We start from the raw sequence: 23,195 nt of genomic DNA on the forward strand, positions 1-23,195 counted from the left end.
TTTCCCTTGACGCTGAATCACTGGCCCCACGAATCACGCAGGGTCACGGTACGGTTGAATACCGGCTGACCTGGTTTCGAGTCCTTCAAATCCGCAACGAAGTAACCTTCGCGCTCGAACTGGAAACGGTCTTCCGGCTGTGCATTGCCAAGCGATGGCTCAGCACGACAACCGGTGAGTACCTGCAGCGAATCAGGGTTGATGTTGTCGAGGAAGCTCGCGCTGTCTTCAGCCTTCTCAGGGTTGGCCGAACGGAACAGACGATCGTACAGACGCACTTCGCACTCGACGCTGGCCGCGGCCGGCACCCAGTGGATCACGCCTTTGACCTTGCGGCCTTCAGGGTTCTTGCCGAGGGTTTCCGGGTCGTACGAGCAACGCAGTTCGACGATGTTGCCATCGGCGTCCTTGATCGCTTCGTCGGCACGGATCACGTAGCTGCCGCGCAGACGCACTTCACCGGCCGGTTCCAGGCGCTTGTAGCCCTTCGGCGGCTCTTCCATGAAGTCGTCACGGTCGATGTAGATTTCCCGGGCGAATGGCAGCGCGCGTACGCCCATGTCTTCTTTCGGGTGGCGCGGCAGTTCGAGGTTCTCGACCTGGCCTTCCGGGTAATTGGTGATGACGACTTTCAGCGGACGCAGTACGCACATGGCGCGTGGCGCGGTCTGGTCGAGGTCGTCACGGATGCTGAATTCGAGCATGCCGAAGTCGACCACGCCGTCGGAACGGTTGGTGCCGATCATTTCGCAGAAGTTGCGGATCGATTTCGGCGTATAGCCACGGCGGCGGAAGCCCGACAGCGTGGACATGCGCGGATCGTCCCAGCCATTGACGTGCTTTTCATCGACCAGTTGCTTGAGCTTGCGCTTGCTGGTGATGGTGTAGTTGAGGTTCAGACGGCTGAACTCGTACTGACGCGGGTGCGCCGGCACTGGCAATGCGTCGAGGAACCACTCGTACAGCGGACGATGGCTTTCGAATTCCAGGGTGCAGATCGAGTGGGTGATGCCTTCGATGGCGTCCGACTGACCGTGGGTGAAGTCGTAGTTCGGGTAGATGCACCACTTGTCACCGGTCTGGTGGTGATGCGCGTGACGGATGCGATACATGATCGGGTCGCGCAGGTTCATGTTCGGCGAGGCCATGTCGATTTTGGCACGCAGCACGCGGGCGCCGTCCGGGAACTCACCGGCACGCATACGCGCAAACCAGTCGAGGTTCTCTTCTACCGAACGGTCGCGGAACGGGCTGTTCTTGCCCGGCTCGGTCAGGCTGCCACGGTATTCCTTGGCCTGCTCAGGGGTCAGGTCGTCGACGTAAGCCTTGCCGGCCTTGATCAGCTCGACGGCCCAATCGTGCAACTGGTCAAAATACTGCGAGGCGTAGCGCACTTCACCGGACCACTCGAAGCCCAGCCATTTGACGTCGCTTTCGATCGCGTCGATGTATTCCTGGTCTTCCTTGGCCGGGTTGGTGTCGTCGAAACGCAGGTGCGTGACGCCGCCGAACTCCTGGGCCAGGCCGAAGTTCACGCAGATCGACTTGGCGTGGCCGATGTGCAGGTAGCCGTTGGGCTCCGGCGGGAAACGGGTGACGATCTGGGTGTGCTTGCCCGAGTCCAGGTCTGCCTGGATGATCGGCCGCAGGAAATTGACCGGCACGGCAGGGCCGGACTTGGCATTCGAGGTAGGGTCGACAGTGGGCTTGCTCATAGGATCCTTGACTTACATGTGCGCGGCCGCAGAGGGGGCCAGACAAAACAAAGCCGCTATCATAGCCGATGCTGTCAAGGGGCTGACAGAGCACGGCCTATAAAGGAGCGCATTTAATCGCGGGGATTTGGAAAAACAGCCTCGAAATTCGCGCCTGTCACGCTAAACTGCGCACCTTGGCCCACGGGCTGAACCGGTAACGGGGCGAAATGTCCCATTACCCACGAATTCCTTATAAAACGCTTCATTGAAAAAGAGCACCGATCATGACTCAAGTCAAACTGACCACCAACTTCGGCGACATCGTCATCGAACTGGACGCGGAAAAAGCGCCAATCACCGTTGCCAACTTTCTCGAATATGTTAAAGCCGGTCACTACGAGAACGTGGTTTTCCACCGTGTGATCAAGGGTTTCATGATCCAGGGTGGTGGTTTCCAGCCTGGCATGCAGGAAAAGAAAGACAAGCGTCCAAGCATCCAGAACGAAGCCGACAACGGCCTGAAGAACGAGAAGTACACCCTGGCCATGGCTCGCACCATGGACCCGCATTCGGCATCGGCGCAATTCTTCATCAACGCCACCAACAACAGTTTCCTCAACCACACCGCCAAAACCGCTCAGGGCTGGGGTTATGCAGTGTTCGGTAAAGTCGTTGCAGGCACTGACGTTGTCGACAAGATCGAAGGCGTGGCGACTACCTCCAAGGCCGGCCATCAGGACGTACCAGCAGACGACGTGATCATCGAGAAAGCCGAGATCATCGAAGCGTGATATTGCTGATTTCAGACTTGCATCTGGAAGAGGAGCGCCCGGACATTACCCGGGCGTTTCTGGATTTACTCGCCGGACGCGCCCGCTCGGCGAGTGCGCTGTACATCCTCGGCGACTTCTTCGAGGCGTGGATTGGCGACGACGCCATGACGCCCTTCCAGCGTTCCATCTGCCAGGCCCTGCGCGAACTGAGCGACAGCGGCACGGCAATTTTTCTGATGCACGGCAATCGCGACTTCATGCTCGGCAAGGCCTTCTGCAAGCAGGCCGGCTGTACGTTGTTGAAGGACCCGAGTGTCGTGCAGTTTTACGGCGAGCCGGTGCTGTTGATGCACGGCGATAGCCTCTGCACCCGCGACGTCGGCTACATGAAGCTGCGGCGTTATCTGCGTAATCCGATCACGCTGTTCATCCTGCGTAACCTGCCCTTGAGCAGCCGCCATAAACTGGCGCGCAAGCTGCGCAGTGAAAGCCGTGCACAGACGCGGATGAAGGCCAATGACATTGTCGATGTCACGCCTGAAGAGATTCCGCGGATCATGCAGGCGTTTGGCGTGAAAACCTTGATTCATGGCCACACCCACCGCCCGGCGATTCACAAGTTGCAGCTTGGTGAACAAGCGGCGAAGCGGATTGTGTTGGGGGATTGGGATCGTCAGGGGTGGGCGTTGCAGGTGGATGAAAGCGGTTACGCATTGGCGCCGTTCGACTTCGCCCCGCCGCTGGCTTTGCCGCACGGCTGAAGATCGCTACCCCCTCACCCCAGCCCTCTCCCCCAGGGGGCGAGGGGGAAAGGGAGCCGACCGAGTGCAGCTCAAAACCCGCGCTCGACTCCCGACCTCAAATCACGCTTTCCCCAAACCGGAGTTCAAATCGGTGACTCAGGTCGGCGTACCTCGAATGCACACCACGGTCAGTCCCCTCTCCCCCAGGGAGAGGGTTAGGGTGAGGGGCTTTTGACCTTAGTGCCCTGAAGCCGCAGGCCCCGCCTTCGCAGCAAACGGCGGCTTCGCCAGCCACACAATCAGAATCAACCCCATAAACCCCCAGCCCAGCAGCGTGAAGTAATCCACGGTGGAGAGCATGTACGCCTGGCTCGTCAAAATCTGATCCATCTGCGCATAAGCCGACTGGCTCGCCCCGCCCAAATGATTCAAGGTCTCGCGAGTCGCCGGTTCGAAAGTGCTGATGCTCTCACTCATATACGCATGATGCTGATCCGCGCGGCGAATCCAGATCCACGTGGTCAGCGACGCCGCAAAGCTACCGCCCAACGTCCGCAGAAAAGTCGCAAGACCAGCACCATCGGCAATCTGGCTCGGCGGCAGGTCCGACATCAGAATGCTCAAGGTCGGCATAAAGAACAGCGCCACACCAATGCCCATGAACAACTGCACCAGCGCAATGTGCTGGAAATCCACTTCATTGGTAAATCCGGCGCGCATAAAGCAACTCAAGCCAATCGCCAGAAACGCCAGTCCGGCCAGCAAACGCAGGTCGAACTTGTTAGCGTACTTGCCGACAAACGGCGACAGCAGCACCGGCAGAATGCCGATCGGCGCTACGGCCAGACCGGCCCAGGTCGCGGTGTAGCCCATTTGTGTCTGCAACCACTGCGGCAGGATCAGGTTGATGCCGAAGAACCCGGCGTAACCGAGCACCAACACTAGCGTGCCGATGCGGAAGTTGCGGTAGGCGAACAGCCGCAGGTTGACCACCGGATGCTGGTCGGTCATTTCCCAGATTACGAACACCGCCAGCGCGATCACCGAAATCGCCGCGCCGATGATGATGAAGTTCGACTCGAACCAATCCAGGTCATTGCCCTTGTCGAGAATCACCTGCAACGCGCCAACACCAATGATCAGCGTGATCAGGCCGACGTAATCCATCGGCTGACGGCTGGTTTCCACCGGACGTTTGGCCAGTTGCGAGCGCACTACCATCACCGCAAAGATGCCGATCGGCACGTTGATGAAGAAGATCCACGGCCAGCTGTAACTGTCGGTAATCCAGCCACCGAGGATCGGCCCGGCAATTGGCGCAACCACCGTGACCATCGCCAGTAACGCCAGGGCCATGCCTCGCTTCGCGGGCGGATAGACCGCGATCAGCAGGGTTTGCGTCATCGGGTACAGCGGCCCGGCGACCAGACCTTGCAGCACGCGGAAGCCGATCAGTTCCGGCATCGATGTTGAGATACCGCAGAGAAACGAGGCCAGCACAAACAGAATGGTGGCCCAGAGAAACAGCTTCACCTCGCCGAAACGGCGGCTGAGCCAACCGGTCAGCGGCAGCGCAATCGCGTTGCTCACGGCGAACGAGGTGATCACCCAGGTGCCCTGCTCCGAACTCACCCCAAGGTTGCCGGATATCGTCGGCAGCGCCACGTTGGCGATGGTGGTGTCGAGCACTTGCATGAACGTCGCCAGCGACAGGCCGATGGTGCTGAGCAACAGGCTGGGCGGCGTGAAAGAGGCGTTATTGCTCATTGTGAATCCTATGAAACCTGATTAGCGCCGGGCTCTCTGTAGGAGTGAGCCTGCTCGCGAAGGCGGCCTTTCAGACAAATAAATGCTGAATGACCCACCGCTTTCGCGAGCAGGCTCGCTCCCACAGGGTGAGGGATCAGCGTTGCGCGGTTTTGCTCACCGCGGCGCTGTTGTCGTGGATCAGTTGCGCAATCATCGCGTCGGCTTCGGCCAGCTGGCGATCGTAGACGTTGGTGCTGAACGAAGCCTTTTGTGGAGGCTGCTGTGCCAATACCGGGCCGCTCTGGTCGTGCAGGTTCACTTCAACATTGGTCGACAGGCCAACGCGCAGCGGATGCTTGGCCAGTTCTTCAGCGTTGATGTGAATCCGCACCGGCACACGCTGAACGATCTTGATCCAGTTACCGGTAGCGTTCTGCGCCGGCAGCAGAGCAAACGCGCTACCGGTACCGGCGCCAAGGCTGTCGACGGTGCCGCTGTATTTCACGTCGCTGCCGTAGATATCGGATTCGATGTCGACCGGCTGGCCGATGCGCATGTCACGCAGTTGGGTTTCTTTGAAGTTGGCGTCAATCCACAGCTGATCCAGCGGAATCACCGCCATCAACGCCGTGCCCGGCTGCACACGCTGACCGAGTTGCACGGTGCGCTTGGCGACGTAACCGGTGACCGGCGCGATCAAAGTGCTACGAGCATTGGTCAGGTAGGCCTGACGCAGATCTGCAGCCGCCGACATCACGTCCGGATGCGACGACACCACGGTGTCATCGACCAGCGCGCTGGTGGTTTTCAGCTGCTGCTTGGCGTTGGCCAGGGCGTTCTGCGCCGAGGTCAGGTCGTCGCGAGCGTGGGACAGTTCTTCCTGAGAAATCGCCCCGCCCTGCGCTAGGTTTTTCCGGCGGTTGTAGTTGTCCTGCGCCTTCTGTACTTCGGCCTGTTGCGCATTGACCTGGGCTTTCATGCCGTCAACGTTGCTGTAGAGGCCGCGTACCTGACGCACGGTGCGCGCCAGTTTCGCCTGGGCACTTAGCAGACCGACTTCAGCGTCGTTCGGGTCGAAGTTGATCAGCACCTGACCTTCGTGAACCAGATCACCATCGTCAGCACCAATGCTGACCACGGTGCCGGTCACCAGGGGGGTGATTTCGACAACGTTGCCGTTGACGTAGGCGTCGTCAGTGCTTTCGTTAAAGCGCCCGATGAATTCGTGATACGCCCAGACGCCGGCGCAGGCGAGCGCGACGACAACGGCCAGCACCAGCAGCATCACTTTGCGTTTGCGCGGGTTACCGGTGTCCGGGGTGTTGCCTTGAGCTTGGGTGTTTTCGGCAGTGGCCATGACAAGTACCTTGAATTAGTTGTGCGGCGTGGCTGGGCTGGCGTTGGCTGCGGTCAGGGTGTCACCCTGGAAGCCGCCGCCCAGCGCTTGCATCAGTTGAATCGACAGGTCGATCTGCTCGGCATTGAGGTTGGCCAGTTGACGCTGGGCCTGCAGCAATTGCTGCTCAATGCTGAGCACGTCCAGGTAGTTGCCGATGCCGGAACCGTAACGCTGGACGACGGTGTTGTAAGAATCCTGAGCAATGTCGGTGGCGTGTTGCTGCGCACCGATCTGCCGGCCGATGTCACGCAACTGGTTGAGCGTGTCGCTGACATCGCCCAGTGCCTTCACCAGACTTTTGTTGTACTGCGCCACCGCTAGGTCGTAATCGGCGTCGCGCGCATCGAGGTTGGCGCGCAGGCGTCCGCCGTCGAAGATCGGCACCGAGATGGTCGGGGCAATGTTGAAGAAGCGACTGGCCGAACCGAACATCGCATCACCCAACAAGGACTCGGCACCGGCCGAGGCCGACAGGTTCAAGTTGGGATAGAAGCGGGTTTTCGCCGAGTCGATATCCTTGCTCGCCGCTTCAACGCGCCAGCGCGCAGCGACCAGATCCGGGCGACGACCGAGCAGTTCCGCCGGCAGCACCGACGGCACGGCGACAGCGCTGGCTTGCAGGACTTTCGGTCGGGCAATTTCGTTGCCGCGATCCGGGCCTTTGCCGAGCAGTACGGCCAAGGCGATCTTGGCGCTGTTCAGGCGTTTTTCTGCGTCGATCAGGCTGGCTTCGGAACTGGCTTCCAGACTCTGGGTTTGCTGGAACTGGTACTGGCTGTCGATCCCGGAACTCAGGCGACGCTGGCTCAGGTCGAGCATCTGCTTGGTGCGTTTGAGGTCTTCGTTGGCCAGGTCATAAACGATGTGCGCCTGACCGAGATCGCTGTAAGCGCGAGCGACGTCGGCGGCGAGGGTCAGTTGTGCAGCCTGACGATCGACCTCAGCGGCGCGAGCCTGGCCCAGTGCGGCTTCCCACGCATCACGCTGGCCGCCCCAGAGGTCGAAGTTGTAATTGAAACCGGCGCTGACGTTACGCACGGTGGCGTAGGCATCGCCCTGCCCTCGCGGGTCCTGATCCTTGGCCAGACGCGAACGGCTGATGCCGGCGCTGGCGTCGAGGGTCGGATAGCGTTCGGCGTCGGCGGCATACGCGGCGGCGCTGGCCTGATGGGCGCGCGCTGCGGCGATTTGTATGTCCGGGCTGTCGTGCAGCGCTTCGCGGATCAGACCGTCGAGCTGCGGATCACCGAGGCTGGTCCACCAGTCGCTTTTCGGCCAGGCGGCCGGCGACAGGGTCACGCCGTTGAGAGACTGGCCGACTTTCAGATTTTTCGCATCGAGGCTCGCGCCTGAAGTGTCGAGGCCGCTGTAGTTGGCGCAACCGGCGAGAATCATCGCCGACAGCACCAGCGTCAGGCTGCCGCGCAAGGTTTTACCGCTCATTGTGTTCACCTAACCGCTGGATGGTGATCGGGTCACCGGCTGCCAGCAGGATTTTCTTGAGGATGTATTCCAGGGTCTTCAACTCGTCCGGAGTGACGGCGCCGGCCAGTTCATTCATCGCATCGGCGCCGATATGCGGCAGACGATCGGCCAGTTGCTGGCCTTGCTCGGTCAGCTTGAGTTGCACCTGACGGCGATCGCCTTCGCTGCGCCGGCGAGCCAGAAAGCCTTTCTGCTCCAGACGATCGAGCATGCGCGTCATCGAGCCGCTGTCGAGCGACAGGTGCCGGCATAGTTCGGCCGGGGTATCGACGCCGAACTGGGCCATGATGATCAACACCTTGAACTGCGCGGCGGTGATGCCGTGGGGTTCCATGTGGGTGTCGATGATCCGGTCCTTGAGCAGCGCCGCACGGCCCAGCAACAGGCCGAGATGGCAATGTTTGAATTCGTCCGGGGTGAAATGCTTCATTTGCTCACCTAATAACTGCCTAGGCAGTGAATGTATGTCGAGATGTTACTGCCTAGGCAGCGAATGTCAATGGAATAGTTAGGAGGCTTGGTAATTAGTTGACCAGTGGACTGGGTTTTTGTGTTGCACAGGCGGACGCCATCGCGAGCAGGCTCACTCCTACAAGGGAACGCATTTCAAATGTAGGCCTTCGCCTGCTCGCGATTGGAGCGACTCGGTGTGAAGTCGGTCAGGATTCGTCAGAAGGATGCACAGGTGGCGGTTGCACCGGATGCACCTCACGCCCGCGCAACGCAGTGCCCACATAACCAAAGGCCCGCTTGCTCACCGCATAAATGCTGTGCCAGCCCGGCGGTGCCGGCTCGATTGCAGCATGCAACGCTCGCGCATAATCAAGCACCAGTCCGGGCGTCCACGCCATCGCCTCGGCGCGTTTGCGCACTTGCGCGGCAACCCAGAACTCGGGGCTGAAGATGACTCGGGTGAAATCCAGCATGCTCGAATGGCCCCGGTTCATCGCCCCTTCCAAGGCCGCTTCGAGGCTATGGGCGACGGCGCTGGAACAATTGCGACTGGTCAGGTTGTACGTGCTGTTCTGCCGATACTCCGTCCAGAACGCATGCAGGCGCCGGGCGTCGTAATGAGCAAAACTGACCTGCACCGAAGACGGACACCAGTCAGCCACCTCGCCGGCATAGTCCGGCAAAAACCTACCGGCAACATCGTTGTTCGGCGTCGCCCGCAGCAAGCGCACGAAATCCCCCGCCGAACGATCAATGTCGTCCTGCGGGTAATGGCTGATGTAAATGTCCGGCCCGCATTCCAGCGCCGCATGGCCGGCGGAAATCACGCCGTTGATGTCGACCGCCGCGATGTAGCGGTTGAGCAGCCGATTGCGCACCAGGGTGTCATCCACGGTGCCACTGGGGGTCCAGACGTGAATCACCAACGCGTCGCTGCTGGCCGGCGCACTCACTGCAGCAGGACTGGTCAGCGGCAGCTGGTTTTTGAAGCGCACGGCTTGCCGCAACAAGGCGCAACCGGTGAGGAAAAGGCTCATGCCAATGCAAAACGGCACCGTGCCCTTATACAGCGTCGGATACGGCTCAAGGATAAACACGCCAAAGCCGATTTCGAACAACCCCGCCAGCAACGACACTTGCCAACCGACAAAGCGCACCACCAGCGCCGCCGCCAACCGAAAACCGCCATCGAGCAAAAAAGCCCCGCCAAACAGCACCGCCAGAATCAGCCCGGCAGCGTGTTGCCGGTCGACGATCAGCAGTCCCAGCAAGAGAAAAGCCAGTCCGCGCGCTCTGCGCAGGGCCGCAGCGGTCCCGGCTTGCGGTGCCGGCACCAGCAGCAGGATCAGCGCTTCGAGCAGCAACAGATAGCCGAAGAGATGCAGCGGAAAATACAGAACGCCGTCCAGCGCATCAATGAAGATGCCCACTCCGGCCGCGCCCCAGACAATGCCCGTCAACGCCAGCGCGGACCAACGCTTGCGGACGAATTCGTGACCGAGCAAGACCATACTCAAGCGGACCATATGACCTCTCTGGTGAACCGGGGGCCGCACAACCTGCACGGTTTTCAGGCTGTGGTGAGTCTAATACATCGCCGCGTTTGCGCAGGCGCGGGAGCGTGTTCTAAGAATCGCCTGATGTCCATCGGCAAACGGCGTGTTTAACGTACGCCGCTCTTTGGCCAATTACGTAAACCCCTTCATGAAGCGTTTCAAACTCCAGCGCCTGCTCCAGCTAACGAAAATGATTCACACGCTATGTCTGTCGTTACTTTTCGCGCCCAGCTACGCAGGCGCGGCTAATTGCTCGTTCTTCCCGGGCCATCATCAAACAACTCTCACTATGCAATTACCCACTACACTTTCGATTCCTCGTGATACACCTAACGGCACCGTAATATATGAAAGTCCTTCATTAACACTTGGACCTACGCCCAGCTCGTATAGATGTACTAACGAGTTTTCATATGGTGTTCAGAACAACGTCGGTGTGTCTAAATCGGGTGACCTTGTTTACGCAATCGGAAACACCGGGCTCGCATGGCAGTGGTCCTTCAGAGAAGGTATAACCATACCCATTTATCCGGCTATTCGCCGAGCAGCGGGCGGGTACGGATGGGACACCACAAGACACGTGCTACGACTATTCAAAATAGCGGATGTAATCGATGTACAGAAAATCCCGGCAGGAACACTGGGGACTTTCCATGCAGATGGTGTATCACCACTAGCAATGGCGACCAATGGCACAACGATTGTGCCTCAATCCTGTGAAACGCCTGACATCAAAGTAGACATGGGGTCGCATGACATGAGTAGCTTTGCCCACAACGGAGCATATTCTGAGCTGGTCAAATTTGACATCAGCCTTAACAATTGTCCGCCAGGCATAAAAAAAGTAACTTATACACTCAAGCCTACCCCAACTTCTCCCTCGCAAAATTCCACGAGGGGTATCGTACAGCTGAGTGCAGATTCGACTGCTCAGGGTGTGGCTTTGCAAGTACTCAATAGCGATGGAAACCCCTTGGTTTTAAATCAAAGCTATGTATTCGCAGACTATCCCTCTGTGGGAGGCAACTTGAAGATCCCCCTGAGCGCTCGTTACTTTCGCGTCGCTGAAACAGGTGGCAATGGTGGGTTTGACAAGGGCATGCGCGCCGGAACAGCCAACGCAACGATTGCATTTGTCATGAGTTACCTTTGAATCCATTGATGCGTTGCTATAGCCAATTGTTTGCGCAGCTCTCTTTAAGAATCGTCTGATTTTCATCATGCCCGGCCGCTTCTACTGTGCCGGGATGCGATTGAAGAACTACCTCCACCAGATCAGCCCGATCCTGTCCTCGCCCGATGCGGCGCGGCGTCTGCTGCGCATTTTTGCCCTGGTGCTGCTGGTGGGCATTCTCGGCGGCGTCTACAGCTTTCTGCTGTTTACCTTCAACAATGAGATTTCCCAACGGCGCAGCTACATGAGCAGCGCCATCGCCGAAGCGCATACCTTTTTCACCACCCGCGAAGCACTGCTGGAAAGCCTGAGCCTGTCGGCTACGCACATGGCCAACATGGATTTGCCGGTCTCCGAGGAAGAGATCCGCCTGCTGCTCGGGCAAGCGCCGGGGCAGCAATGGAGCATCTGGCTGACCCGACGCATGCGCGATTACCTCAAGGCCCGGCAGCTCAACCTGGTCTACGTCAGCAGCGGCCCCCGGACCCAAGTGTTGCGGCTGTACAACGCAACCGCGGTGATCGGCCGTGTCCCCGAGACCATGCTCGAACAACTGCAGACCCTCAAGCACCACAACAGCGGCAACGTCAAAGAACTCTGGCTGACCCATGCCGCCGACGGCCACTCGCAGCTATACATCTTCATTCGTCTAGACGCGCGCGATATCAACTCCGGCTGGCTCGGCCTGGAAATGGACGACCGCGAAGTCTCCAGCGCCCTGAACGACCACAGTGCCGGCGAGTTCACCATGTTCAACTCCCAAGGCAAACCGCTGTTCAGCAACAGCCACAAACCACCGCCAGAACAGCACCTGCCGTTGCTGCGACAACAGGATTTCTTCGGCTTCGTCGGCGATGGCTGGCTGCCCGAGCAATTGGTGTTGCGCAAGCAGCTGAAATCCTCGGACTGGCAGCTGACTTACTCCATCGACTTGCTGGCGGTGCTGCGCGCCCTGTGGCCACAAATGCTCGGCGCGCTGCTGTTCTGCGTGTTGAGTATCAGCCTGGTGTGCCTGTTGGTCCGTCGTCTGGAGCATCGTTTCATCACCCCGGCGATCCAGCGCATTCAGGCGCTGGTGGAAAGCGAACTGTTCAGCCGCGACGTGATTCAGACCGCGCCGGTGGCGCTGTGCGTGCTGCGCCGCAGTGACGGCCAAGTGGTGCTGGATAACACCCTCGCTCGGCAATGGCTCGGCCCGTGCAGCGAGCAACTGGGCGCCGGCTGGATCCGCGATGCGTTCGACCAACACTCGCCGTGCCTGACCGATTACTTCGAGACTTCCGACGGTCGTCACCTGTACCTGAGCTGTGCGCCGACCCGCTACAAAGGTGAAGACGTCTTGCTCTGTGCGTTCAGTGACATCAGCGCTCGGCGACAGATCGAAGCAGCGCTGGAACAGGCGCGCCAATCGGCCGATGCCGCCAACGAAGCCAAGACCTTGTTTCTGGCGACCATGAGCCACGAAATACGCACCCCGCTCTACGGCGTGCTGGGCACCCTGGAGTTGCTCGCGCGCACGCAACTGGACACTCAGCAGAAAAGTTACCTGCGGGCAATCGAAGGATCATCGGCTACGTTGCTGCAGTTGATTTGCGACGTGCTCGATGTGTCGAAGATCGAGGCCGGGCAACTGGCTCTGGAGCTGAGCGAGTTTTCCGTCCCGGGACTGGTGCACGAAGTGGTGCAAGGCTATGCCGCCGCCGCGCAAAGCAAAGGTCTGCAACTCTATGCCTGCCTCGATCCGCAACTGCCCGATTGCCTGCTGGGCGATGTCAGCCGCGTACGGCAGATCCTCAATAATCTGCTGAGCAACGCGGTCAAGTTCACCGATTCCGGGCGCGTGGTATTGCGGGTCAGACTGCTCGCTCGCGAAGGCGAACGCGTGTGCCTGCAATGGCAGGTTTCCGACACCGGCAAAGGCATCGCCCATGACGATCAGGCGTTCATTTTCGAGCCGTTCTACCAGACCGCCGGCAACACCAATGTGGTCGCCGGCACGGGCCTCGGTCTGCCCATTTGCCAACGTCTGACGCACTTGATGAACGGCACTCTGCGCATGGTCAGCGAGCCGGGCCTGGGCAGCAGTTTTTCCCTCAGCGTGCCGCTGGAGCAACGCTGCGGCAACGCACCCTCTACTGCTTTGCCGCCCTTGGCCGCGGACCTCATCTATGTCGTTTCGCCCGTGCGCGAACTGGCCGACAGCATCAGTGGCTGGTTGCGCCGCTGGGGCGCCCGCGCGCATATCGGCGCACCGGACGGCATCGAGCCTGATGCGACGGCGGTGCTGCTGGAACTGTACCCCGCAGCCTTCGGACAGCGCCCGAACCTGGCATGGCGTGGCCCGCGCGTACTCGCCAGCGGTGACGGCGCCCATGAGCCGCAGTTCAGCGGCGACGGTTGGCAGGTCAATCTGAATGATCTGTTGGCGATCCAACGCGCCGTTCGCCAGGCCCAGAGCGGCCAGATCGTTCACCGCCCGCAAGACAGTGAACCCCATGCCCTGCGTCCGTTGCGCCTGCACATTCTGGTGGCCGAAGACAACGTCATCAATCAGTTGATCCTGCGCGATCAGCTCGAAGAACTGGGCTGCACCGTAGCGCTGGCCAGCGATGGCGAAGAGGCCTTGTCGCTGTGGCCCGACGCTGCGTTCGACATCGTCCTGACTGACGTCAACATGCCCCGACTCAACGGCTACGAACTGGCCAAAGCCCTGCGGCGCCTCGGTTGCAGCATCCCGATCATCGGCGCGACCGCCAACGCCCTGCGCGGTGAGGATGCGCTGTGCCTGGCTGCGGGCATGAATCACTGCCTGGTCAAACCTTTTACGCTACGAGCCTTGTTCGCTGTCCTGGCTCCCTACGAACGAGTCGTCCATGAAGCCCTGTAGCATTCTGATTGTCGAAGATCACCCCTTCCAGCACCTGTATTTGCAGAACCTGTTCAGCGAGTTGGGCGACTTCGATCTGGCGTGCGCCAAGGACGGCGAAGAAGCATTGGACTGCCTGAAACAACGCGACTTCGATCTGGTGCTCACCGATCTGCTGATGCCGGGCATGGACGGTGTGCAGTTTATTCAGGGCCTCGCCGCGCAACGTTCGCGCCCGGCATTGGCGATCATGAGCGCCGCCTCACGACGCATGCTGATGGGCGCGAGCCTGGTGGCGAGCAACCTGCAAGTGAAAGTCATCGGGCTGATTTCGAAACCGGTGAATGCCGCCGCCCTGCGCTGCCTGATCGATCAATTGCAGGCGCTGCGCCAGAGCGTCCCGGCGGCGATCCATCCCGGCATCGATCGCCAGAGTATTTGCAACGCCCTCGACAACGGTGAACTGCAAGCCTGGTTTCAACCGAAGAAGGCTTTGAACAATGGCCGGATCGTCGCCGCCGAAGCGCTGGTACGCTGGAATCATCCTGAACATGGCACGCTGCTGCCCGGGGTATTTTTGCCGGCGTTGATTGCGTTCGGTCTCGAAGAGCCGTTGCTCTGGTGCGTGCTGAAACAGGCGATCGCCGCCCAAGCGACCTGGCGCGAACAGGGCTATGACATTCCGGTTTCGGTCAACCTGCCCACGCACCTGCTCAACAGCCACGACCTGCCCGACCGCATCCTCGCTTTCGTGCTTGCCCATCAAGGCTTGCCCGCGCGGATCTGTTTCGAGTTGATGGAGTGCTCGGTGCCCGATGACATCAGCAATTTCTACGCTGGCGCGTGCCGTCTGCGGATCAAGGGTTTCGGTCTGTCGCAGGATGATTTCGGCAAGGGCTACAGCTCGTACATGAACCTGGTGTCGGCGCCGTTCACCGAACTGAAAATCGACCGCGCGCTGGTGCAAGGCTGCAACGCCAACGCCGAACTCGCGCAGGCGCTGACCAGCATTGTCAGCCTCGGTCGCCAGCTGGGTCTGACGGTGGTGGCCGAAGGCGTAGAAACCGCACAAGAACTTGCTCTGTTGCGTAAAATCGACTGCACTCAGGTTCAGGGTTTCCTGATCTCCCACGCCGTTTCAGCCGATCAGTTCCAGCACTTGCTGACCCACGACGGGCCGGCGAACGCCTGGTGAGCGGCAAGTGGCTGTTATTGAACGTCGCTCGCTACCGAGGTCACTGTGTCCCAAGGCTGCCCCATCACCGCTGGTCAGGCGCTGTAATGCCGCATACCAATGCATTTCTGGACAAACTGGCCAGCAGTTCGCTTCGTTTGAACAAAAGTCTACTGCTGCTCGGCGCCCTGGTGTTGCTGCTCTTGGGCATCAGCTATCTGGGGGTGCAGCGCATGCTCGAAGAGCAGCGCGACACCCTGCAATTTCACTTCGCCCGGTTGATGGAAAATATCCATGAGCAGGAAGTGTTCCTGCGCGATATCTCCCAGGCCAGTGCCAAGGGTCAATATTTCCCTTTAGTGGTGTTGCCCACCTATTCGCAAAAACTGCTGCCCGAAGAAGGCCCGAATGTCTATGAGGGCCGTGGCTTGCCGTTTTCACTGCCGTTCAGTGTAAAGATCGATCCGCAGAGAATCGCCGCCGACCAATACCCCAAGGTTTTCGCGCTGGGCAGTTATCTGGCCGCCTACTACAGCGCGTTCTGGGCGGCGTCGCACTATCAGTCGCCGCAAGTGATCCTGCTCAATGGCCCCGACAATTTCGACGTGGCCGTGCCCTCCGCCGGACGCTTGCGCGGTGCCGGCCCGATGCAGATCGGCGCGTTTGCTCAAGTGATGAGCCAGGTGAATCAGCATGCACGCGAGCAGCCGTCATCAGTCGCTGATCATCAAGTGCATTGGGTGCCCTACCCGCCCACTCAGGACAGCGAGGCAACACCGACGCTGCTGGCCTACGTCAGGATCAATCTGCTCCAGCCTATGCAGGCCATCGAGGGCGCCGATTCCTGGGTGGTGCTCGGCACGTTGCTGAAACTTTCCCAGATCAACAACATCGAGCGCTTGATGGAGTGGTCGATTTACGATGACTTCACCTTGATCACCCCGGCCGGCGTGGTCTTGACCGGCGCACAGAGATCCGACCAGGAACTGGATGAGGGGATAAATTTCGACCGTGACGGCCTGGTGTTCAAACTGAGCAGCCCCGGCGCACAGCACTGGACCGCGATCTACGTCATCAGCCTGCGCAGTTTTCTCAGCTATGCGCTGTGGCCATTGCTGTGCCTCGTGGCAGTGGTGCTGGCGTTGCTTGGTTGCGGTCGGGTCATCAATCGCTGGTACACCGCGCGCGTGATCATCCCCGCGCAAAGTGCGCACGCGAGCATCGCCGAAAGCGAGGCGTTCAGCCGTGCGGTGATCGACACCGCACCGACCGGCCTCTGTGTGATTCGCCGCAGCGATCACCACGTGCTCCTGGAAAACCAGCGCGCCCAGCAATGGCACGACAGCAGCCGTTTGATGAGCCTGCTCAAGTCACACAGCGAGTCCGGCCATGCCGATCTCGAGATCGACGGGCGTCATCTGCATCTGGCTTTCGTCTCGACGCGCTATCAAGGCCAGGATGCCTGGTTGTGTGCGTTGCATGACGTGACCCGGCATATCGAAGACGCCGCCGCCCTGGAAGAAGCCCGTCATGCGGCCGACTCGGCCAACCAGGCCAAGAGCCGCTTCCTCGCCACCATGAGCCATGAAATTCGTACCCCGCTCTACGGCGTGCTGGGCACCCTCGAATTGCTCGGGCTGACTCCGCTCGCCCCGCGCCAGCAGGATTATCTGGACACCATCCAGCGTTCCTCCGCCAGCCTGTTCAAGCTGATCAGCGATGTGCTCGATGTGTCGAAGATCGAGGCCGGGCAAATGACCCTTGAGCTTCAGGACTTCTGCCCGCTGGAGCTGACTGAAGATGTCGTGCGTACTTACAGCGCATTTGCCCGCGCTAAAGGCCTGCAACTGTATGCCTGCATCGATTCGGGCTTGCCGGATCAACTGCGCGGTGATCCGTTGCGCATCCGCCAGATCCTCAACAACCTGCTGAGCAACGCGATCAAGTTCACCGACAACGGTCGCGTGGTACTGCGCGTGCGCGTGGTGCAAAACATTGCTGGCAGCGCCGAAGTGCAATGGCAGGTCAGCGACTCGGGGGTGGGGATTTCCCCGGCGCAGCACCAGCAATTGTTCGACCCGTTCTATCAGGTCAACGACGCCGACAGTCAGGCCGGCGCGGGTCTGGGCCTGGCCATCTGCAAATGGCTGTGCGAGTTGATGCTAGGGAAGTTGAGCGTGGTCAGCGAACCGGGACTGGGCAGCAGTTTTACCCTGCAACTCACGCTGGAGAACAAGCCGGGCGCATTGGCCGACTGCCCCGCTTTCGTGGCCGGAAGCCCCGCCGTTTATGTACGTGCACCGATCAGCGAACTGGCACTGCACCTCATTGCCTGGCTCAAGCGTTTTGGTCTGGATTGCCGCTTGGTGACGACCGAGATGCCACCATCCTCGGCGCTGCTGGTGGACCTCACGCCTCTCGACAACGCTCCGCACTGGAGCGGGCCACGGATCGTCGCCATTGCGGGCGGCCCCAATCCGGCGCAGCCAAGCGGTGCAGACTGGGCGGTCGACGCCGACGATGTGCGCGCAATTGCCTGGGCGATTTATCTGGCACAACACGGCGCCAATGCGCAGCGCCCGGCCTCGTCGCAGGCGAAGACCCGACCGTTGAATCTGCAAGTGCTGGTGGCCGAAGACAACGTGATCAACGCGGCAATCATCAAAGAGCAACTGGAAGCACTGGGCTGCGCGGTGGTCGTCGCCGCAAATGGCGAACAAGCCTTGGCGCAGTGGGCGCCCGGCCGCTTCGATCTGCTGCTGACTGACGTCAACATGCCGGTCATGAATGGTTACCGACTCGCCGAGGCTGTACGCCAGCAGGACTCGACGCTGCCGATCATCGGCGTCACCGCCAACGCCCTGCGCGAAGAAGGCGAACGCTGTGCCGCCGTCGGCATGAACGCATGGATGGTCAAGCCGCTGAACCTCGCTACCCTGCGCACGCAACTCGAGCAACATTGCAAAATCGCTGTGGCCCCCGTTATCGATGCCCCGCCGCCGCTATCTGCAAAAATGCGCGAGTTGTTTGTCACTACCCTGCGCCAGGACATTCAGACCACCCTGACGGCACTGGATGCCGCCGACGCCAACAGCGTGGCGCAGCAACTACACAGCATGGCCGGAGCGCTGGGGGCGGTGCAGATCAACGCCATGGCCAGCGCGTTTGTCGAGCTGGAATGTCGCTTGACCGGCATGGCCGTGACGCCCGCTCTGGCCGTGGCGGTGCGACAGAATCTGACGCGGCTGCAAGATCTGCTCGACTCCCTCGAATAACTTCACTCTGGATAAATCACTCATGGAAACCTTCAACGTTGTCATTGCCGATGATCATCCCATCGTGCTCCTGGGGGTAAGGGAACTGGTCGAGCGTGACCAACGCTTTCGCGTGGTGGGCGAAGCCGTAGGCTCCGATGAGCTGATCAAGCTGCTGGAGACCAAGCCTGTAGATCTGTTGATCACCGACTTCAACATGCCTGCCGATTCGACCTATGGTGACGGCCTGAAACTGGTGGAGTACCTGATAAGGCACTTTCCCAAGGTTCGAGTGCTGGTACTGACCATGATTTCCAATCCATTGATCCTGACGCGCCTGCAGGAACTGGGTGTGCTGGCAGTCATTCAGAAAAACCAGTTGCACGACGAAATCCAGACCGCACTCAAAGCCATCGCCAAAGGCAACCCGGTGCGCTGGCAGGCACCCGCGCCGATATCCGTAGTGAACGACGGCGCTGATCTGGATGAACGGTTTTCCCGCTTGTCGCCCAAGGAGCATGAAATTCTGCGTTTATTCGTTCAGGGCCAGGGCGTCAACGACATTGCCCGTCACTTGAACAGAAGTGCTAAAACCATCAGTACGCAAAAAATATCGGCAATGCGCAAACTTGAAGTCTGCAGTGATCAGGACTTATTGGCTTATTGCATAGAGCGCAACTTGTTTAACTAACAGGTAATGACACTCTAGTTAAAGACGACTTCTAGGAATCGTCTGATGTTCCAGCAAAAGTGCGCGCTATATCGTGTTGTTGTTTTAACCCCAACCATTGGAAAACAACATGAAAAAGCTGACTCGCGCACTTCTCGCCCTTTCGATCATTGCCGCTGCCGGCAACGCTCTGGCAGAAGATCCACCGGCCCCAACCCCGACTAAGGCTGGTAGCGGCACCATCAACTTCACCGGCACCATCAACAACGATGCCTGCTCGGTTGAAGGCGCCGGAAGCAACAAAACCATTTCGGTCAACATGGGCGAAGTGTCGATCAAGGACATGGGCACCGCCACTGCACCTAAAGGCAACGGCACCCTGAGCGCCGAAAACTTCGACATGAAGATCAACTGCAACGCCGGCACAAAAGTGGCGATGATCTTCGAACCAACCAAGGGCGCAGGCTCGGGCATCGTTGCCGGGACCAAAGTGCTGAAGCTGATCGACGGCCTGGGCGCTGCGAAGAACATCGGTATCGCCTTACTCGACTCCAACGGCGCGTTGATCGACCTGAGCTCGCCATCCACCGCGAAGATCGAAAACACCCTGCAAGACAGCAACACCACGCTGAAATTCTCGGCCGCCTACGTCACCACCGCCGATGTGGCAACTGCCGTTGCCGGTCGCGGCGATGCCACCCTGCCGTTCACCCTGCAATACGAATAACCCGCGCGAATGCTCGAGCCCGGTGCGGGGCCACGCGGCTCCGCGCTTTCAATCACTTGCGCGGTAACCATCATGTTTTATCGTCACTCATTGTCCTTTTGCGCAGGCCTGCTGGGCCTGTTCGTGGTCAATCAGGCCACGGCCGGCATTTCCTTGAGCAGCACCCGTCTGGTCTTCGACGGCCAGCACAAGGAAGCCGGCATCACCGTACGTAACAGCGGTGCAGATGTCCTGGTCCAGTCGTGGATCGACACCGACGCCAGCGAATCCGCGTCCGTGCCGTTTGCGGTTACGCCGCCGTTGGTGCGCGTCAGCGGCGACGAACAGCAAATACTGCGGGTCATCTACGAAGGCACCGGCATGCCGAGCGACCGCGAATCGGTGGTCTGGCTCAACGTGCAGGAAATCCCCCAGAACGCGAAGACCCAGAACACTTTGCAGCTCGCTGTGCGCCAGCGCATCAAGGTGTTCTTCCGCCCGGCCGGCCTGAAAAACAACGCCTATCTAGCACCGGGCGAATTGACCTGGCGCTTGGCCGAGCGTGCCGGCAAAAGCGTGCTGGTGGTGAACAATCCCGGCCTGTATCACGTGTCGATTGCCGATATCACCTTGCAATCCGGCGCACTCAGCGAGCACCCGTTTGATTCGATGATGATTGCCCCCGGCGAACGCAAAGAGTTCGACCTCAAACAACTTCATTCAACTAATGCGGCAAATTTGTTGTTCAGCAGCATTAACGACTATGGCGCCCAAGATCGTTATACCGCGCAACTTTCCAACAGCGCTGACACCAGCGCCAGTCCAAAGAAAGAAACGCCATAACTCGCGAATCGCTCTGATCGCACACTTTCACTGTATTTCTCTTCGCTCCGTTAGTTCGTATCGGAGGTGATATAGGGTTCCTGCATGTTTTTACTCAAACGCGACGGTTTGACGTCGTTGTTGATCGCCTCGGCTATCAGCTCGGCGTGCCAGGCTGACGGCGAAGAACAGTTCAACACGTCGTTTCTGCAAGGTGCCGCGTCGACTGTCGATGTGCAATCGCTGCTCGCCAGCAACAGCGTACTGCCCGGCAACTACCGGGTTGACCTCTACAGCAACGACACGCTGGTCGGTCGTCGCGACATCGACTTCCGTCGCCACCCCGGCAACGGCAAGATCCAGGCCTGCCTGACCCTGGAAATGGTCCAGCAATTGGGCGTCGACATCGCCAAGTTGCATGCCAGCGGCAAACTCAACGCTGACGACCCGAACGCCTGCCTCGACCTGCCGGCATTGATCGAACATGCCAGCGTGCGTTACGACGTGCCGCGCCTGCGCCTGCTGGTCAGCGTGCCGCAAAGCGCCATGGAACGTGGCCGGCGTGGTTACGTTGACCCGGCCCTGTGGGACGAAGGCGTGCCTGCGGCGTTTATCAACTATCAACTGAGCAGCAACCGTAACAGCACGCAGACCGCCAACACGCTTTCCAATAACGTCGGCTTGCGCAACGGCATCAACCTCGGTGGCTGGCGCTTGCGCAACGAGTCCAACTTCAACAGCAGCACGGGCCAGCCGAGCACCTTCAAAAGCAACCGCAGCTATCTGCAACATGACCTGACCGCGTTGAAAGGCCAGTTCAGTGCCGGGGATATTTTCTCCGACGCCGACCTGTTTGACAGCGTGCGCTATCGCGGCTTGAAACTGGCCTCCGATGACGGCATGCGCGCCGACAGCGAGCGCGGTTATGCACCGGTCATTCGCGGGATTGCCCAGTCCAGCGCCACGGTGGAAATTCGTCAGAACAACTACATCCTCTACACCACCAACGTGCCGCCGGGCCCCTTCGAGATCAGCGATATCTATCCCAGCGGTTCCAACGGCGATCTCGAAATCACGATTATCGAGGCCGACGGTCAGCGCCGGGTGACAGTGCAGGCATTTTCCAGCCTGCCGATCATGGTGCGCCAGGGGCAGTTGAAGTACAGCGTCTCGGCCGGCCGCTACAACAGCAACAGCGATGATCAGCAATCGCCGCAGTTCGTCAGCAGCACGCTGGCCTATGGCATCAGCAGCAACTTGTCCGGCATCGTCGGCGTACAGGCGACCGAGAATTTCCAGGCGTTGTCCGTGGGCGCCGGGCGCAATACGCCGATCGGCGCCGTGTCACTGGACGTGACCCATTCCGCCAGCCGCACCTTTGGCCAAGTGGTCAAAGGCAACAGTTTGCGCGCGCTGTACGCCAAGACATTTACCGGCACCGACACCAGCTTCACCCTCGCCGCCTATCGCTATTCGACCGAGGGCTATCGCACCCTCACCGACCACGTCGAGGAACTGAGCCACGAGGGCGAAAAACGCACGGGCAACTCGAAAACCCGTACCGACCTGACCATCAACCAGAGCCTGGGGACTAACCAGCAATATGGCAGCGTTTACCTCAACGCCAGTGACCAGCGTTATTGGGGGCGCGGCGGATCGCAAAGCCTGTCGGCGGGTTACAGCAACTATTGGGGCGATGTCAGCTACAACCTCGGCGCGACTTACACCAAGGACGTCGGCAACTATGGGCCGGCGAACAACGACACCCTGGTCAACCTGTCACTGTCGTTCCCGCTGGGTTCAAAACCGCGCGCGCCGAGGGCGTTCGTTTCCGCGAGCACGCAGAAAGCCACCGACAGCACCCAGGTCGGGATCAACGGTTACCTGACGGAAGACAGCGACACTTATTACTCGGTGCAAGGCGGCAACAGCAGCACCGGAGGCAGCAGCGGTTCAGCCAACCTGAGCACCCGCACCTCTGTGATGGACATCAGCGCCGGTTACAGCCAGGGCCGCGGCTACAACTCGCAGAATCTCAATCTGGCCGGCTCGATCGTCGGCCACGGCGGCGGGATCAACCTCGGGCAAACCGTGGGTGAGACGTTTGCGTTGGCGCAGGTCGAAGGCGTTTCCGGGGTGAAAATCGGCAGTTTCTCCGGAGCGAAAACCGGGCGTAACGGCTATGCCGTGGTGCCCAACGCGCAACCCTATCGGGTCAACTGGATCAACCTCGATACCCGCGATCTGGGCGGCGATATCGAGATCGACAATGCGACCCGGCAAGTGGTGCCGCGCCGCGGTGCGGTGGTGCTGGCGCGCTATGCGAGCAAGACCGGTCGCCGTGTGCAATTTGCCTTGTTCGATGCGCAGCACCAGCCGATTCCCTTCGGCGCGTCGCTTGAAGATGGCGCGGGTAAGCAACTGGCAATCTCCGACCCGAGCGGCAAGGCACTGGCGCTGGTCGCGGACGACGCCGGCACCCTGACCATCAATTGGCAAGGCCAGCGCTGCGAGGCGTCGTATGCACTGCCCGAGCGGGACAAGGCGTTGAACTACGAGCGGGCCTCCCTGGTGTGCCGCGCGCCAGTGGCTGACTGAGAAGACGCCATCGCTGGCAAGCCAGCTCCCACAAAGTCCTTGGCGCACACAACAATCATGTACGCCACAGAAGCTT

At 59.9% G+C, this 23,195-nt stretch carries 16 protein-coding genes; 10 read left to right on the top strand and 6 right to left on the bottom strand.

Translation table 11 applies throughout. The features are described 5' to 3' along the window. Positions 1-17: 17 nt before the first annotated feature. The gene (locus J0G10_RS19370) at positions 18-1,715 is read right to left on the bottom strand and encodes a glutamine--tRNA ligase/YqeY domain fusion protein (RefSeq protein WP_016986557.1); all 1,698 of its coding nucleotides are present in this window, start codon (positions 1,713-1,715) and stop codon (positions 18-20) included. Between the two features lie 266 nt (positions 1,716-1,981). Between J0G10_RS19370 and J0G10_RS19375 the strand changes: the two genes are divergently transcribed. Then, entirely contained in the window at positions 1,982-2,488 is a 507-nt protein-coding gene (locus J0G10_RS19375) for a peptidylprolyl isomerase (RefSeq protein ID WP_095050763.1), read from the top strand. Continuing rightward, positions 2,485-3,231 (top strand): UDP-2,3-diacylglucosamine diphosphatase, encoded by a 747-nt coding sequence (lpxH, locus tag J0G10_RS19380; protein ID WP_095050764.1) that lies wholly within the window; start codon positions 2,485-2,487, stop codon positions 3,229-3,231. Before J0G10_RS19375 ends, lpxH begins: the two co-directional genes overlap by 4 nt. Positions 3,232-3,450: 219 nt before the next feature. Here lpxH and J0G10_RS19385 read toward each other — a convergent pair whose 3' ends face one another. The 5 genes from J0G10_RS19385 to J0G10_RS19405 form a co-directional block, all read right to left on the bottom strand. Then, positions 3,451-4,980 carry a DHA2 family efflux MFS transporter permease subunit gene (locus tag J0G10_RS19385; RefSeq protein WP_095050765.1) on the bottom strand — a complete coding sequence of 510 codons (1,530 nt, stop codon included), beginning with the start codon at positions 4,978-4,980 and terminating at the stop codon, positions 3,451-3,453. Between the two features lie 136 nt (positions 4,981-5,116). Beyond that, on the bottom strand, positions 5,117-6,319 hold the full coding sequence (locus J0G10_RS19390) for an HlyD family secretion protein (protein ID WP_220556493.1): 1,203 nt from the start codon (positions 6,317-6,319) through the stop codon (positions 5,117-5,119). Positions 6,320-6,334: 15 nt separating this feature from the next. Further along, complete coding sequence (locus tag J0G10_RS19395) at positions 6,335-7,804, bottom strand: efflux transporter outer membrane subunit (RefSeq protein ID WP_220556494.1); 1,470 nt, start codon at positions 7,802-7,804, stop codon at positions 6,335-6,337. After that, positions 7,794-8,276 (bottom strand): MarR family winged helix-turn-helix transcriptional regulator, encoded by a 483-nt coding sequence (locus tag J0G10_RS19400; protein WP_220556495.1) that lies wholly within the window; start codon positions 8,274-8,276, stop codon positions 7,794-7,796. Before J0G10_RS19400 ends, J0G10_RS19395 begins: the two co-directional genes overlap by 11 nt. Before the next feature lie 229 nt (positions 8,277-8,505). After that, entirely contained in the window at positions 8,506-9,825 is a 1,320-nt protein-coding gene (locus J0G10_RS19405) for a hypothetical protein (RefSeq protein ID WP_220556496.1), read from the bottom strand. 178 nt (positions 9,826-10,003) lie between these two features. On the opposite strand from J0G10_RS19405, the gene J0G10_RS19410 reads away from it, so the two are divergent. The 8 genes from J0G10_RS19410 (at position 10,004) to J0G10_RS19445 (ending at position 23,119) form a co-directional block, all read left to right on the top strand. Then, positions 10,004-11,008 carry a fimbrial protein gene (locus tag J0G10_RS19410; protein WP_150693896.1) on the top strand — a complete coding sequence of 335 codons (1,005 nt, stop codon included), beginning with the start codon at positions 10,004-10,006 and terminating at the stop codon, positions 11,006-11,008. 94 nt (positions 11,009-11,102) lie between these two features. Beyond that, positions 11,103-13,916, top strand: coding sequence for an ATP-binding protein (locus J0G10_RS19415; RefSeq protein ID WP_220558878.1), 2,814 nt, complete (start codon positions 11,103-11,105; stop codon positions 13,914-13,916). After that, positions 13,903-15,090: a response regulator cyclic di-GMP phosphodiesterase PvrR gene (gene pvrR, locus J0G10_RS19420; RefSeq protein ID WP_220556497.1), complete on the top strand. Its 1,188-nt coding sequence runs from the start codon at positions 13,903-13,905 to the stop codon at positions 15,088-15,090. The genes J0G10_RS19415 and pvrR overlap by 14 nt, the downstream gene beginning before the upstream one ends. An 86-nt stretch (positions 15,091-15,176) precedes the next feature. Next, positions 15,177-18,344 carry a hybrid sensor histidine kinase/response regulator gene (locus J0G10_RS19425; protein ID WP_220556498.1) on the top strand — a complete coding sequence of 1,056 codons (3,168 nt, stop codon included), beginning with the start codon at positions 15,177-15,179 and terminating at the stop codon, positions 18,342-18,344. A gap of 22 nt (positions 18,345-18,366) precedes the next feature. Next, positions 18,367-19,014: a response regulator gene (locus J0G10_RS19430; RefSeq protein WP_220556499.1), complete on the top strand. Its 648-nt coding sequence runs from the start codon at positions 18,367-18,369 to the stop codon at positions 19,012-19,014. 109 nt (positions 19,015-19,123) lie between these two features. Continuing rightward, positions 19,124-19,720 (top strand): fimbrial protein, encoded by a 597-nt coding sequence (locus tag J0G10_RS19435; RefSeq protein ID WP_099756666.1) that lies wholly within the window; start codon positions 19,124-19,126, stop codon positions 19,718-19,720. A gap of 72 nt (positions 19,721-19,792) precedes the next feature. Beyond that, positions 19,793-20,542, top strand: coding sequence for a fimbrial biogenesis chaperone (locus J0G10_RS19440; protein WP_099756667.1), 750 nt, complete (start codon positions 19,793-19,795; stop codon positions 20,540-20,542). A gap of 84 nt (positions 20,543-20,626) precedes the next feature. Next, positions 20,627-23,119 (top strand): fimbria/pilus outer membrane usher protein, encoded by a 2,493-nt coding sequence (locus J0G10_RS19445; protein ID WP_220556500.1) that lies wholly within the window; start codon positions 20,627-20,629, stop codon positions 23,117-23,119. Positions 23,120-23,195 lie beyond the last annotated feature (76 nt).

The organism is Pseudomonas germanica (assembly GCF_019614655.1).
GTDB classification, from domain to species: domain Bacteria; phylum Pseudomonadota; class Gammaproteobacteria; order Pseudomonadales; family Pseudomonadaceae; genus Aquipseudomonas; species Aquipseudomonas neuropathica.

Excerpts from the sequence above, each read along its gene's own strand:
- J0G10_RS19415 (WP_220558878.1), top strand. The coding sequence starts at position 11,103 with ATGCGATTGAAGAACTACCTCCACCAGATCAGCCCGATCCTGTCCTCG.
- J0G10_RS19385 (WP_095050765.1), bottom strand. The coding sequence starts at position 4,980 with ATGAGCAATAACGCCTCTTTCACGCCGCCCAGCCTGTTGCTCAGCACC.
- J0G10_RS19390 (WP_220556493.1), bottom strand. The coding sequence starts at position 6,319 with ATGGCCACTGCCGAAAACACCCAAGCTCAAGGCAACACCCCGGACACC.
- J0G10_RS19375 (WP_095050763.1), top strand. The coding sequence starts at position 1,982 with ATGACTCAAGTCAAACTGACCACCAACTTCGGCGACATCGTCATCGAA.
- J0G10_RS19445 (WP_220556500.1), top strand. The coding sequence starts at position 20,627 with ATGTTTTTACTCAAACGCGACGGTTTGACGTCGTTGTTGATCGCCTCG.
- J0G10_RS19425 (WP_220556498.1), top strand. The coding sequence starts at position 15,177 with ATGCCGCATACCAATGCATTTCTGGACAAACTGGCCAGCAGTTCGCTT.
- J0G10_RS19400 (WP_220556495.1), bottom strand. The coding sequence starts at position 8,276 with ATGAAGCATTTCACCCCGGACGAATTCAAACATTGCCATCTCGGCCTG.
- J0G10_RS19435 (WP_099756666.1), top strand. The coding sequence starts at position 19,124 with ATGAAAAAGCTGACTCGCGCACTTCTCGCCCTTTCGATCATTGCCGCT.
- J0G10_RS19410 (WP_150693896.1), top strand. The coding sequence starts at position 10,004 with ATGAAGCGTTTCAAACTCCAGCGCCTGCTCCAGCTAACGAAAATGATT.
- J0G10_RS19430 (WP_220556499.1), top strand. The coding sequence starts at position 18,367 with ATGGAAACCTTCAACGTTGTCATTGCCGATGATCATCCCATCGTGCTC.
- J0G10_RS19395 (WP_220556494.1), bottom strand. The coding sequence starts at position 7,804 with ATGAGCGGTAAAACCTTGCGCGGCAGCCTGACGCTGGTGCTGTCGGCG.
- J0G10_RS19405 (WP_220556496.1), bottom strand. The coding sequence starts at position 9,825 with ATGGTCCGCTTGAGTATGGTCTTGCTCGGTCACGAATTCGTCCGCAAG.
- J0G10_RS19370 (WP_016986557.1), bottom strand. The coding sequence starts at position 1,715 with ATGAGCAAGCCCACTGTCGACCCTACCTCGAATGCCAAGTCCGGCCCT.
- J0G10_RS19440 (WP_099756667.1), top strand. The coding sequence starts at position 19,793 with ATGTTTTATCGTCACTCATTGTCCTTTTGCGCAGGCCTGCTGGGCCTG.
- pvrR (WP_220556497.1), top strand. The coding sequence starts at position 13,903 with ATGAAGCCCTGTAGCATTCTGATTGTCGAAGATCACCCCTTCCAGCAC.